Origin of the sequence: Mesorhizobium sp. M1312 (assembly GCF_040318115.1) — a bacterium.
GTDB lineage: Bacteria > Pseudomonadota > Alphaproteobacteria > Rhizobiales > Rhizobiaceae > Mesorhizobium.
This window is the reverse complement of the sequence record NZ_JAMYLQ010000009.1, coordinates 32849-45277: the sequence shown is the minus strand read 5'-3', so window position 1 is coordinate 45277 and position 12429 is coordinate 32849. Positions and strand designations below refer to the sequence as shown.

Here is a 12429-nt window from a genome sequence, read left to right as displayed (position 1 = left end):
CGCTGGCCCTTGCCATCGGCGCCGGGGCGATCCTGCAGGTCATTGTCGAGGTCGGCGCCTGTCTGATGCGCCGTAGCCAGAAGGGCCTCGATGCCTTCTTCACGCCGCCGGTCATGGGTGGACTGCTCGACTTCATCGCCGCAAGTTTCCAGCAAGGGCCTAGCGGTCCGATCCTGATCGAGAATGCCGGCTATTCCAGGTTCGACCGCTTCTACGAAGCCAACGGTCATTTCAATGCGCTGGTCGGCTGCAACACCTGGACGGCGGCGGCTCTGCGTATCGCCGGCCTGCGGACGGGCTGGTGGAATCCGCTGCCGGCCTCGCTCGACCTGTCGATGCGGCTTTATAGTTGATGGTCGTTCCGGCTTGATCAGCCGGTTTTGCGAGTGGGGCAGAAGTCGACTGCCTCATTCCTTCGCGCGCCCCTCTGTCCCGCCACCGTCGAGTTTTCATCGCCGATCGACGATTTCCGGCGGCCGCCAGCCATAGAGCCAGTCGAGATCGGCCGCGAGCTTTTCCGGCGAGCGCAGCTTCAGGAACAGGTTGCGCGCGACGGCCACCGGCCCCGCTGCATGCCAGGCGAAGCGGTTGACGGCACCGCGGCGGGCGACCTTGGCGATGCGCGGGCGCCGCACCTTGTCCCAGGCGGCAAGCGCGCTCCAGGGGTCGGCAGGCGAGGCGGCGACAAAGCCGGCAAGGGTTGCGGCATCCTCGATCGCGATCGCCGCGCCCTGCGCCGCAAACGGCGTCATCGCATGCGCCGCATCGCCGATCAGCGCGATGCCGGCGGGCGTCGTCCATGGATGTGCCTGGTCGACCGTATGGATCGGCCATGCGGTCCAGGGGCCGGCATCCTCGGCAAGCCGGGCCAGTGCTGCCGCCGTGCCATGCATGGCGCCGACGAGGATGTTGGGGTCGGCGTGGCCCGACCAGCCTTCGGCGATAACCTCGCCCCTGGTGAAGGCGGCCAGGTTGAACGCCGTGCCGTTGCTGACCGGATAGGCGACGAGGTGGAAGCCGGGATGCAGGAAGGTGGTCACGCAATTGACGGCGCCGACCGCCGCAAGGGCTTCTCCCGCGACACTGTCTGTACTGATCGTAGCGCGCCAGGCAAGCTCGCCTGAAAACCGGCTTTTGGCCAGAAGCCCGCCAAAAGCGCGGATCGTTGACCAGACGCCGTCGGCACCGATCAACAGAAAGCCGTCGGCTTCGACCGTCTTGCCGGCAATCTCGACCGTTGCCGTGGTATGGCGCGGTCCTGCGGCGACGCCGCCGACGCGCGCGCCGGTGACGAGACTGATGTCCGGCTGTTCGGCAAGTCGCGAAATCAGCGCGTCTTGCAGGTCAGCCCGATGAGCGACGAGATAGGGCGCCTGCCAGCGCCTTTCGGCTGCTTCGCCAAGCGGCACCCGCGCCAGCTCGTGCAGCGTGGCAGCGTCCTTGAGCACGACCGCCTCCGGCCGCACCGCCGCCGGCAACAGCCGGTCGAGCACGCCGAGCTGGCGAAGGATGCGCGTTGCGTTGGGTGAGAGCTGGATACCGGCGCCGGCCGCTTCGAGGCGCGGCGCCTGTTCGAACAGCCGCACCAGATACCCGCGCTCGGAAAATGCCAGTGCCGCAGTCAGTCCGGCGACGCCGGCTCCGGCGATAACGACCTGCCGGGACCGGGTGTCGTCCATGGGAATGGCGTGCGCGTCAGGCGGCCTGGTCGATATAGAGGCATCCCGCAGGCAGCGTTTCCGTCGCCTTCAGCTTTGACGAATAGCGATAAAGCGTCGAGCAATAGGGGCAGACCTTTTCATTGTCGTCGCCCATGTCGAGAAAAACATGCGGATGGTCGAAAGGCGGGTTGGCGCCGGTGCACATGAACTCCTTGACGCCGATGTCGATCGCCGCATAGCCCGCATCGTTCTGGAAATGGGGAATGGAACCGCCTGCCATTGTCGTCTCCTACATTTGCCGCATAACCCATGCGCAAAAATCAAAATTCCACCGCGTCCTTTGCGCGTCCAAGGGCGGGCCGCGCTGTAGCCTGGATTGCATCTGGATCATAAGCTGTCTCTTTGCAAGATCGATGAAATCAAACTGTCGTAAAAGCCTGTCACAGGATAAGCTAAGCCGGTTAAGGCATGGTCCGAAAACCGAATTCGGTTTCGCTGGGGATCATGCGTAGCTTAAGAGTGATAGAGCGTCCTTTGCGCGTCTGCAAAGGCGCGACGCCGCGGCCAGCGGGTGCGAAACGAGCAGGAACCATGAACGAACTAAAGCCAGTGCAGAGCGAATTCACCACTGTCGAGGTGGCGAGCCCAGAGGGCGGCAACCCAGACCGCTTCGTCAACCGTGAGTTTTCCTGGCTGCAATTCAACCGCCGCGTCCTCGAGGAATCGCAGAACGCCAACCATCCGCTGCTCGAGCGGGTCCGCTTCCTGTCGATTTCGGCCGCCAATCTCGACGAGTTCTTCATGGTCCGTGTCGCCGGTCTCGCCGGCCAGGTTCGCGAAGGCATCAAGCTGAAGAGCCCGGACGGCCGCACCCCCGAACAACAGCTGGAACAATTGCTGCGCGAGGTCGAGCGCCTGCAGGAGGACCAGCAGAAGAGCCTTTCCGCGCTGATGCTGCTGCTCGACAAGGAAGGCATCGAGAGCATCAGCCGCGATGCGCTGACCAAGGACGAGAAGACCTGGCTCGAGGATCATTTCCAGGAGCAGGTGTTTCCGGTGCTCACACCGCTTTCGATCGATCCGGCGCACCCGTTCCCGTTCATTCCCAATCTCGGCTTCTCGATGGCCCTGCAACTGCGCCATCGCAGGAATGGCGAGGAGATGAGTGCGCTGCTGCGTCTGCCGGTGGCGCTGAAGCGCTTCATCCGCTTGCCTGACCGCAAGCGCCATGTCCGCTTCATTCCGCTGGAAGAGGCGGTCGGTCTCTATATCGGCAAGCTGTTCCCCGGCTACGAAGTCAAGGGCTCCGGCACGTTCCGCATCATCCGCGACAGTGACATCGAGGTCGAGGAGGAGTCCGAGGATCTCGTGCGCCTGTTCGAGACGGCGCTGAAGCGCCGCCGCCGCGGCTCGGTCATCCGCATCGAATTCGATAAGCTGATGCCGGCCGAACTGCGCGAGTTCGTCGCCGGCGAGCTTGCCGTCTCGTCGAGCCGCATCAGCGTGCTCACCGGTCCGCTGGCGCTCAGCCAGATTTCCGAGATCGTCGCCATCGCCCGCGACGATCTCAAGTTCACGCCCTATAATCCGCGCTTTCCCGAGCGCATCCGCGAGCACGGCGGTGACTGTTTCGCCGCCATCCGCGAGAAGGACATCGTCGTTCATCACCCCTACGAATCCTTCGACGTGGTGGTGCAGTTCCTGCGCCAGGCGATGGCCGACCCGGAAGTGGTGGCGATCAAGCAGACGCTCTATCGCACCTCGAACGACAGCCCGATCGTGCGTGCTTTGGTCGACGCGGCGGAGGCCGGCAAGTCGGTGACGGCGCTGGTCGAACTCAAGGCGCGTTTCGACGAGGAAGCCAACATCCGCTGGGCGCGCGACCTCGAGCGCGCCGGCGTTCAGGTCGTGTTCGGCTTCCTCGAACTGAAGACCCATGCGAAAATGTCGCTGGTGGTGCGGCGCGAGGACGGCAAGCTGCGCAATTACGTGCATCTCGGCACCGGCAACTATCACCCGGTCACCGCGCGCATCTACACCGACCTGTCCTTCTTCACCACCGCTCCGACGATCGCCCGCGATGTCGCCCAGCTTTTCAATTTCATCACCGGCTACGCCGAGCCGACCGATGAGATGCGGCTGGCCATCTCGCCGTTCACGCTGCGCAAACGTATCCTCAAGCACATTTCGGACGAGATTGCCCATGCGCTGGAAGGCAGGCCGGCCCGCATCTGGATGAAGATGAATTCGCTGGTCGACCCGATCATCATCGACGCGCTCTATGACGCCAGCCGCGCCGGCGTCGAGATCGATCTCGTCGTGCGCGGCATCTGCTGCCTGAGACCCCAGGTGCCGGGTCTGTCGGAAAACATAAGGGTCAAGTCGATCGTCGGCCGCTTCCTCGAACACAGCCGCATCTATTGTTTCGGCAACGGCCACGGATTGCCGTCGGATGGGGCGGTCGTCTACATCTCATCGGCCGATTTGATGCCGCGCAATCTCGACCGCCGCGTCGAAACCATGGTGCCGATCACCAATCCAACGGTGCATGAACAAGTCCTCGGTCAGATCATGCTGGGCAACATCATGGACAACCAGCAAAGTTTCGACGTATTGGCTGACGGAACCTCCCGGCGCGCCACGCTCGAGGAGGGCGAGGAACCGTTCAACGCGCAGGAATATTTCATGACCAATCCGAGCCTTTCCGGACGGGGCGATGCGCTGAAATCGCATGCGCCCAAGCGCATCGCGCAGTTCAAGCGCCGCAAGAAAAACGCCGCAGCGACCGGCTGATGATTTCAACGTCCCAGGGCCGGCTTCAGGACCGCCGACCGCTGTCCATCATCGACATCGGGTCGAACTCGATCCGTCTTGTCGTCTATGAGGGGCTGGCGCGCTCGCCGACCACGCTGTTCAACGAAAAGATGCTGGCCGGCCTCGGCCGCGGCATCGTCTCGACCGGAAAGCTCGACCCCGAGGCGGTGACCCGCTCGATGGAGGAGTTTCGGCGTTTCCGCGCGCTGTCCGAGCAGGCCGGCGCCGAGCATATGTACGTGCTGGCGACCGCTGCCGCCCGCGAGGCGGTCAACGGCCCCGATTTCATCCACCGCGCCGAAGATGTGCTCAAGACCGAGGTCCAGGTGCTGAGCGGGCGCCAGGAAGCGCATTATTCCGCGCTCGGCGTCATTTCCGGCTTCCACCCGGCCAACGGCATCGCCGGCGACCTCGGCGGCGGCAGCCTCGAACTGGTCGACGTCGATGGTGAGGCAATCGGCGACGGCATCACCCTGCCGCTGGGCGGCCTGCGCCTGCAGGACATGGCCAAGAACTCACTGGCCCAGGCGGGAAAGATCGCGCGCGACGAGCTCGCGAAGGCAAAGCTCCTGAAAGGCGGGCAGGGCAGGCCGTTCTATGCGGTCGGCGGCACCTGGCGAAACCTAGCCCGGCTGTACATGGAAATGACCAGCTATCCGCTGAGCGTCATGCACCATTACGAGATCGGCATCGACAGCGCTGCGAACTTCCTCAAGCAGGTCGCCAAGGGCGAGATCGAGAAGGTAAGGGGCATCGAAGGCGTCTCAAAGAATCGCCGCTCGCTGCTGCCTTATGGCGCCATCGTGCTGCAGGAGATCATGGCGGCGATGCAGCCGTCCAAGATCATCGTCTCGGCGCTGGGCGTGCGCGAGGGCTTTCTCTATTCGCTGCTCGACAAAGCCGAGCAGAAGGCAGATCCGCTGATCTCGGCCTCGGAGGAACTCGCCCGGCTGCGTTCGCGCTCGGTCACCCACGCGCATGAGCTTGTCGAGTGGACGGGCAAGACCTTCGCCGCCTTCGGCATCGAGGAGACCGTGGACGAGGCGCGTTACCGCCAGGCCGCCTGTCTGCTTGCCGACATCGGCTGGCGCGCGCATCCCGAATATCGCGGCAAGCAGTCGCTCAACATCATTGCCCACGCCTCCTTCATCGGCGTCGACCATCCCGGCCGCGCCTTCCTGGCGCTGGTCAACGCCTACCGTCATGAGGGCATCTTCAACGAATCGATCGCGCCGGAAATCAAGGCACTGGCGACACCGCGCTATATCGAGCGCGCCCGCGTCCTGGCCGCCGTGATGCGCGTCGTCTACCTGCTGACGGCGGCGATGCCGGGCGTCATGCCGCGGCTGAAATGGGAGAGCCGCGGCAATGGCGTGCTTGCGCTGGTGCTGCCGGCGTCGCTGGCCGATCTTTACGGCGAGCGGCCGGCTGGCCGGCTGGCACAGCTGGCAAGGGTCACCAACCGCCGGCTGGTGCTGGCGGTCGAGGGCGGGTCTAGTCAGTCGGTCAAATAGTCTGTCTCAGCCAAGTAACCTCGGAGCCATCCCAGGGCAACCGCTTCAGGTTTGCGCTGCCCCTCATCGCCCTGCCGGGCACTTCTCCCCGTATAGGGACGGGGAGAAGGACGCCTTCGCAAAGGGTTTCGCCGATCTCCAGCGTTGCAAAAAAGGGATGCCGAGGGTGCGGCCAGCCCCTTCTCCCTGTCACTACGGGGAGAAGGTGCCGGCAGGCGGATGAGGGGCGGCGCCGACTTCGACAATTGGACGGTCGAGCGCTAGCTTTTGCCTGAAGCGATCGCCCTGGGCACGCGCCCATCGAACGAATAGGCGCCGGCGCCAACCATCGCCAATGCCAGAAACCCGCCTGATAGGGCGATGTCCTTCATCAGCATCTGTGAATGCATAAAGGTCAGCGTAGGATCGTCGCCGCCCTGGCCATAGTGGCCGATGAAGCCTGCCGCGATGCAGAAGGCGGCAAGCAGGAGCGCCACGATCGGCGTCTTGAGGCCGACGAGGATGAGCAGTCCGGCAATCAGCTCGAACAGGCCGGTCGCCCAGGCTGCGAGTGTCGGCAGCGGCAGGCCGACGCCGGCAAAATAACCGGATGTGCCGGCAATGTCGGTAAGGACGTGGAAGCCAGACGGAACGAATAGAGCGGCGAGCAACAGCCGGGAAAGCAGCAGCAGCGCATCGCGGGGCATTGGTCACCTCCGATGTCGGCCAGCCGGTTGGCTTCACCCCGACGCTTCGATCTTAGCAGAAATTCGAGCCAGGCCACTCAGCCCGGCGAATCGAAAGTCTGATAGATCGACAACGAAAAAGGGCGCGGAAAATTCCGCGCCCCTTGGTGCAAATCGTTCCTGGACCGGTTCAGCCGCGCTTGGCGTCGACCGAATAGGCGCCGGCGCCAGAGGAAGCGAGCACGAGGAAGCCGCCGGCAATCGCCAGGTTCTTCATGAAGCTGATCATCTGCATCTGATCGGCCCAGCCGGTGTGGGCGACCAGTCCCGTGGCGACGGTGAATATTGCCAGCACCCAGGCGGTGATCCGTGTCTGAAAGCCGATGAGGATGGCGACGCCGCCGAGCAGCTCAATCAGGCCGACGATTACAGCCGTTACGGTCGGCATCGGCAGGCCCATGCTGCCGAAGTAGCCGGCGGTGCCGGCGATCGCAGTGAGCTTGCCGAAACCGGAAAGCACGAAGATGACTGAAAGCAGGACGCGGCCAAGCAGGATGGTGGCCGAGGCGTTGGAAACAGTGCCGGAACCGGCAACGGACGTGTTGGTGGACATGGTGGGCTCTCTCCAGAAGGGTTGCGTTGCCCATCCACATAGAGCAGGGCGACTGTTCACCAAAGATTTAGATTTGGTTACAGATTGTTCACCGCGGTAACGTTTTTGCGATCAGCGCAAGATCATCGGGGATGAACGTACGTCATCCGGGATGCGTCATGTCCTCCGGCCGCACCAGGCGGTCATAGTCGGCTTCGGTGACCAGCCCGGTGGCCAGCGCTTCCTCGCGCAAGGTCGTGCCGTTCTTGTGCGCGGTCTTGGCGATCTTGGCGGCATTGTCGTAGCCGATGGTCGGCGCCAGTGCCGTCACCAGCATCAGCGAGCGGTCGAGGGCGGCCTTGATGTTGTCTTCCCGCGCCTCGATGCCGACGACGCAATTGTCGGTGAAGGAGATGGAGGCATCAGCGAGCAGCTGCACCGACTGCAGGAAATTGTAGGCCATGAGCGGGTTGTAGACATTGAGTTCGAAATGGCCCTGGCTGCCGGCGAAGGTCACGGCCGCATTATTGCCGAACACCTGGATGCAGACCTGCGTCAAGGCCTCGCACTGGGTGGGGTTGACCTTGCCCGGCATGATCGATGAACCCGGCTCGTTTTCCGGCAGCGACAGTTCACCAAGGCCGGAGCGCGGGCCGGAGCCTAGCAGACGAATGTCGTTGGCAATCTTGAACAGGGCGCCGGCGCAGGCGTTGATGGCGCCATGCGAGAACACCATGGAATCATGGGCCGCCAGCGCCTCGAACTTGTTCGGCGCGGTGACGAATGCGATGCCGGTGATGTCAGCGATTCGCGCCGCCACCTTCTCGGCAAAGCCGACCGGCGCGTTGAGGCCGGTGCCGACGGCGGTGCCGCCTTGCGCCAGTTCCTGCAGGCCGGGCAGCGTCATCTCGATGCGCTTGATCGACGAGGCGACCTGCGCGGCATAGCCTGAGAATTCCTGGCCAAGGGTGAGGGGCGTCGCGTCCTGCGTATGCGTGCGGCCGATCTTGATGATGTGGGCGAAAGCTTTGGTCTTGGCTTCGAGCGCTGCATGCAAATGCTTCAGCGCGGGCAACAGGTCGTGCACGATGCGCTCCGCGCAGGCGATGTGCATGGCCGTCGGATAGGTGTCGTTCGACGACTGGCTCATATTGACGTGGTCGTTGGGGTGCACCGGTTTTTTGGACCCCATGACGCCGCCCAGCAGTTCGATCGCCCGATTGGAGATCACCTCGTTGGCGTTCATGTTGGATTGAGTGCCCGAGCCGGTCTGCCAGACGACCAGCGGGAAATGATCGTTGAGCTTGCCGTCGATGACTTCCTGAGAGGATTCGATGATCGCCTTGCCGATGGCCGGGTCGAGCCGCTTCAGCTCCATATTGGTTTCGGCCGCCGCCCGCTTGACGATGCCGAGCGCGCGAACGATCGACGCCGGCTGTTTTTCCCAGCCGATCTTGAAATTGCCCAGCGAACGCTGCGCCTGCGCGCCCCAGTAGCGGTCGGCGGCGACCTCGATGGGACCGAACGTGTCGGTTTCGGTTCTGGTCTCTGGGGCGCTCACTTGTGTCTCCGGTCTGTCGAATTCGGCACCGGCGTATCGCGTTGCACAAATGGCTTCAAGCGGAGATTGCGGGCGGCAAGGATGCAAATCGGTTGAAGGAACGTCTCTTCCTTCTGCCGCAGGGGGAGAAGGAACAGGCTCGCCTCTCACCGCCCAAGCAGCGACTGTAAGGTTGGAGATAGGCGCAGGGTCTCGGTCGATCTAGCCAGACGTGACTGGGCCTCCCGCTCGAATGCCTGCCACTCCGGGGACCTGGCGAGGGCTGCCTCATGGCGGGCATGGGCGTCCGCGCTGTCGAAGGCGGTGAGGCTGATGAAGACGTTTTCGCCTGATCGAACCGGCAGGCGGGGAAAGCTGTTTTCGGCATGCTCGGTGACAAACGCAGCAAGCGGCCGTGCGCCAAGTGCCGCCAACACGGGAATCGCGTCGGTTTCGAAGCGGTTGACGAAGTCGGCCTCGGCGCCGGGCCGCAGATGGTGAATCTTGATAACAACAATATCCGACAAACGATTGTATCTGCTTGGCTTTTCGTGACCCGGCAAGGCCGCCCGCTGCGAGTTGGACAGATCGAAGCCGGCGCCCGGCCATGCCGGTTTCAGCAACAGCACGTCGTCGGAGGAAATCATCGTGGCATTGGCGGCATCGCGATATGCAGCCCACACGGGTCCCCCATAGAAAGCGGCCAGCGCATCCTTTCTCGCGACCATGCCGTCGAAGCCGCGCATCCATACGAAAATGTCAGGCCGGTCGAGATCGCGGAACTGACCGATGATGGTCATGTCAGCCGCTTCCTGACCCTCGATCAGGTGACCGTCGAAGATGTCGATCAGCGTGTCGCGCCGGCCAGGTTTCAGCGTGTACTGCCGGAGCTCGACGACCGGCGAGGCGTTGAGGCGGGATTTCGACGGGGCATTCAGGGGCAGGTTCATCGCACAATCTCCAAAACAGGGTAGTCATCCTGTTTTATAAACAGACCGGTTGTCCTGTTTTGTCAATCTGCTATCGTGTGGAAATGTCAGCAGAGATGACCGCTCGCCCAAAGGTGCGGCCCGGCAAACGCACCAACGACCCGGAAGGCCTGCGCAAACGCGTGCTCGATGTCGCCGAAGCCTCGTTTCAGGCGCGCGGCTACCATGCTTCCAGCCTCGGCGACCTGATGGCGGCGGCAGGCGTCACCGGCGGCGCACTGCATCATCATTTCCCGACCAAGAAGGCGCTGGCGCTGGCGGTGATCGAGGAGCGGGTGGCGGCGGCCGTGGAAGAAACATGGATCGCGCCGGTGAAGGCGGCAGGCACGGCGCGCGAGGGTGTGCGCAGCGTGTTCGAGGCCGTGGCGGCGGAACTGGAGCAACAGGGTTTCGTGCGCGGCTGCCCGCTCAATAACCTGGCGCATGAGCTGTCGCTCGCCGATCCGGATTTTCGCGCCGCCCTTGCCGGCGTTTTTTCGGCATGGCGCGAGGCGATCGCCGACAGGATCAGGGCCGACCAGCAAGCGGGCAGGGAGCAGGGCACCGATCCGCAGCGCTTCGCGGCCCTCGCGGTCGCCACCTATTCCGGCGCCATGTCGATGGCCAAGACAGCGCAGGATTCTGGTGTGCTGCGCGATTGCCTGAACGCGCTGGAGCAGGGGACTGCCTCGGCAGGAGCGAAGCGACGTCGCAGGGTGCTGCGGCAGTACAAAGCCTTTTGATGCCGGAGCGCCAGTCGCCCTCCGCCCTGCCGGGACTTAATTCGGCAGCGGTTTGATGACCTCGTAGCCGACCACGTTTTCGGCGTTGGTGACCTCGTCATAGCGCCTCGCCAGAACGGCTTGCAGGTCGGGCGCGTAGAGCGCGGTGAATTCGTCCTGTGTCTTGCCGGCCTCGTTCTTGATCGTCTGCCTGACGGCGAGCACGTTGTATTTGCAGTCGCCCAGGCTGAACGTCTCCTTGTCCTTGACGTTGATCTCGAGCGTCTCTGTGCCCTTCGGTTGTTTGTTTGCTGCGAGACGGACGAACAGGGTCTTGCTCTTCGCCCCGGCCTTGAGCGGAAACAGCTTTCTGAGATCGGAAAACGGGATGATGGCAAGCTGACCGGTCTCACTGTCGCGAAACACCTCGATAAGACCGCCGAACAGAAACTGCGTCTGCGGCGATTGGGATTGGTATTCGTTGGCAACCGACACCATGCCACCCGCCGCCGGTCGAAACTCGCTGTGGATGCCGGGCCTTTCGAGAATGAAGCCGGCCTTGGCGGCCTTGGCATCGATGCACTCGGCACCATGAGCGGCGCTCGCCAAGATGGTGAGCGCCGTGCCGATGGATATAGTCTTCATAGCGTCCTCGTTTGCCCGCACAAGTTGAGTCCTGACCCTGAAAGCAATGCCAGACCTGCGGCAGCGTGTCGACATCCCGTTCGCGGCAACTGGACGAAGAGGCGCCGGCTGTGCTGAATTCACGCCATGAATCGCGTCTCGGCAGGATCACTCTCCCGGCGCAGCTTCCTGGCGCAAGCGGCGGGGTTTGCTGCGGCCATCGCCCTTGCGCGACCGGCACTCTCTCAGACCGGGCAGCGCATTCCGCCTGTCGACGCCACCTTCCTGTTCGTCGCCGATGTCCATGCCTGCCGCATGGCCAGCGGGCTGAGCCCCAATTGTCAGCAGGAAGGCAAGACCGACGCCGCCTTGCTGCGAAGTGTCGCCGCGTTGAACGGCGTTGGCGAGAAGGACTGGCCGGCCGAAATCAACGGCATCGCCACCGGCCTGCGCTCGGCCGGCAGTCGCATCGGCACGCCGCTCGGGCTCGTCCTCGGTGGCGACATGACCGACGACGGGGGCGGCCAGGTCACCCAGCCCAGCGAAGGCACGCAGCTGCTCCAGTTCAGCCAGCGCTACCAGCAGGGCGTCGGTCCCGATCGCGTGCATGTGCCGGTGTATGTCGGGCTCGGCAACCACGATCTCGACCAGAACGGTCCGCCGAACCACGTCGACTGGTATCGCCGCGAAATGCGCGATTATGTCGAGGTCAACCATCGTGCCGGCGTGTTCTTCAAGCCGCCGGTGCCCGTAAGCGACTACGATGTCGACACCGACTGCTACTCATGGGACTGGGGCGGCCTGCATCTCGTCCAGACGCACCGTTTTGCCGGCGACACCGGCCACGGCGCGGTCTCCGGCCTGCCATGGCTGAAGCAGGATCTGGCTACCTATGCAGCGGACGGCCGCCCCGTTATCCTGTTCCAGCACTATGGCTGGGATGTTTTCTCGATCGAAAGATGGGATGCCGCCAAAGGAACCTTCGACGATGACGGACCTGGTGCGCCGCATTGGTGGAGCGAGGCGGACAGGCAGGCGCTGCTGGCGGCGCTCAAGGGCTACAACGTCATCGGCATCTTCCACGGCCACCAGCACGAGATACCGATGATCTACCGCAGCGATAGGCTCGACCTGTTCAAGCCGAAGGCCGCTTATATGGGCGGCTTCGCGCTGGCGCGGGTGACCAGCGACAGCATGGACGTGGTGCTTGGCGAAGCCATCGGTGACCATGGCGAGGTCGCCTTCACCAACGCTTTCTTCAAGAGCTTGAACTTGTGACGGCAGCAACCGAAAGCAAACAAAAAGGCCGCCTAAGCCGCTTTCCTCATC

The 12429-nt window shown here is 63.5% G+C and carries 11 protein-coding genes and 1 pseudogene; 5 read left to right on the top strand and 7 right to left on the bottom strand.

The annotated features are described in order from the left end of the window. Window positions 1–122: 122 nt before the first annotated feature. A pseudogene (locus NKH36_RS12925) lies at window positions 123–353 on the top strand (DUF2459 domain-containing protein); the annotation flags it as partial. Between the two features lie 96 nt (window positions 354–449). Here the strand turns inward: NKH36_RS12925 and NKH36_RS12920 are convergent. Further along, a complete protein-coding gene (locus tag NKH36_RS12920; protein ID WP_352962397.1) occupies window positions 450–1679 on the bottom strand; it encodes an FAD-dependent monooxygenase in 1230 nt (409 codons plus the stop codon). A gap of 16 nt (window positions 1680–1695) precedes the next feature. Next, entirely contained in the window at window positions 1696–1941 is a 246-nt protein-coding gene (locus NKH36_RS12915; RefSeq protein ID WP_352962395.1) for a zinc-finger domain-containing protein, read from the bottom strand. A 311-nt stretch (window positions 1942–2252) separates the two neighbouring features. Here NKH36_RS12915 and NKH36_RS12910 point away from each other — a divergent pair, with 311 nt between their 5' ends. Both NKH36_RS12910 and ppx read left to right on the top strand, forming a co-directional pair. Further along, on the top strand, window positions 2253–4454 hold the full coding sequence (locus tag NKH36_RS12910) for an RNA degradosome polyphosphate kinase (protein ID WP_352962392.1): 2202 nt from the start codon (window positions 2253–2255) through the stop codon (window positions 4452–4454). After that, entirely contained in the window at window positions 4454–5989 is a 1536-nt protein-coding gene (gene ppx / locus NKH36_RS12905; RefSeq protein WP_352962389.1) for an exopolyphosphatase, read from the top strand. The genes NKH36_RS12910 and ppx overlap by 1 nt, the downstream gene beginning before the upstream one ends. 260 nt (window positions 5990–6249) lie before the next feature. Here ppx and NKH36_RS12900 read toward each other — a convergent pair whose 3' ends face one another. From NKH36_RS12900 to NKH36_RS12885, 4 genes are all read right to left on the bottom strand, one after another. Next, window positions 6250–6675: a DoxX family protein gene (locus NKH36_RS12900; RefSeq protein WP_352962386.1), complete on the bottom strand. Its 426-nt coding sequence runs from the start codon at window positions 6673–6675 to the stop codon at window positions 6250–6252. 169 nt (window positions 6676–6844) lie between these two features. Continuing rightward, complete coding sequence (locus tag NKH36_RS12895) at window positions 6845–7267, bottom strand: DoxX family protein (RefSeq protein ID WP_352962383.1); 423 nt, start codon at window positions 7265–7267, stop codon at window positions 6845–6847. A gap of 142 nt (window positions 7268–7409) precedes the next feature. Beyond that, on the bottom strand, window positions 7410–8807 hold the full coding sequence (gene fumC, locus NKH36_RS12890) for a class II fumarate hydratase (protein WP_352962381.1): 1398 nt from the start codon (window positions 8805–8807) through the stop codon (window positions 7410–7412). Between the two features lie 146 nt (window positions 8808–8953). Further along, window positions 8954–9736 (bottom strand): NIPSNAP family protein, encoded by a 783-nt coding sequence (locus tag NKH36_RS12885; RefSeq protein WP_352962378.1) that lies wholly within the window; start codon window positions 9734–9736, stop codon window positions 8954–8956. Window positions 9737–9831: 95 nt separating this feature from the next. Between NKH36_RS12885 and NKH36_RS12880 the strand changes: the two genes are divergently transcribed. Further along, window positions 9832–10497 (top strand): TetR/AcrR family transcriptional regulator, encoded by a 666-nt coding sequence (locus tag NKH36_RS12880; protein ID WP_352962376.1) that lies wholly within the window; start codon window positions 9832–9834, stop codon window positions 10495–10497. A 36-nt stretch (window positions 10498–10533) separates the two neighbouring features. Here NKH36_RS12880 and NKH36_RS12875 read toward each other — a convergent pair whose 3' ends face one another. Then, window positions 10534–11121 carry a hypothetical protein gene (locus tag NKH36_RS12875; protein WP_352962374.1) on the bottom strand — a complete coding sequence of 196 codons (588 nt, stop codon included), beginning with the start codon at window positions 11119–11121 and terminating at the stop codon, window positions 10534–10536. Window positions 11122–11247: 126 nt separating this feature from the next. On the opposite strand from NKH36_RS12875, the gene NKH36_RS12870 reads away from it, so the two are divergent. Then, window positions 11248–12378: a metallophosphoesterase gene (locus NKH36_RS12870; RefSeq protein ID WP_352962372.1), complete on the top strand. Its 1131-nt coding sequence runs from the start codon at window positions 11248–11250 to the stop codon at window positions 12376–12378. Window positions 12379–12429: the final 51 nt, after the last annotated feature.

What these genes read in the sequence shown, in the direction of transcription:
- NKH36_RS12885 (WP_352962378.1), bottom strand. Translation starts at nt 9,736, where the DNA reads ATGAACCTGCCCCTGAATGCCCCGTCGAAATCCCGCCTCAACGCCTCG.
- ppx (WP_352962389.1), top strand. Translation starts at nt 4,454, where the DNA reads ATGATTTCAACGTCCCAGGGCCGGCTTCAGGACCGCCGACCGCTGTCC.
- NKH36_RS12870 (WP_352962372.1), top strand. Translation starts at nt 11,248, where the DNA reads ATGAATCGCGTCTCGGCAGGATCACTCTCCCGGCGCAGCTTCCTGGCG.
- NKH36_RS12915 (WP_352962395.1), bottom strand. Translation starts at nt 1,941, where the DNA reads ATGGCAGGCGGTTCCATTCCCCATTTCCAGAACGATGCGGGCTATGCG.
- NKH36_RS12920 (WP_352962397.1), bottom strand. Translation starts at nt 1,679, where the DNA reads ATGGACGACACCCGGTCCCGGCAGGTCGTTATCGCCGGAGCCGGCGTC.
- NKH36_RS12880 (WP_352962376.1), top strand. Translation starts at nt 9,832, where the DNA reads ATGACCGCTCGCCCAAAGGTGCGGCCCGGCAAACGCACCAACGACCCG.
- NKH36_RS12875 (WP_352962374.1), bottom strand. Translation starts at nt 11,121, where the DNA reads ATGAAGACTATATCCATCGGCACGGCGCTCACCATCTTGGCGAGCGCC.
- NKH36_RS12895 (WP_352962383.1), bottom strand. Translation starts at nt 7,267, where the DNA reads ATGTCCACCAACACGTCCGTTGCCGGTTCCGGCACTGTTTCCAACGCC.
- NKH36_RS12900 (WP_352962386.1), bottom strand. Translation starts at nt 6,675, where the DNA reads ATGCCCCGCGATGCGCTGCTGCTGCTTTCCCGGCTGTTGCTCGCCGCT.
- NKH36_RS12910 (WP_352962392.1), top strand. Translation starts at nt 2,253, where the DNA reads ATGAACGAACTAAAGCCAGTGCAGAGCGAATTCACCACTGTCGAGGTG.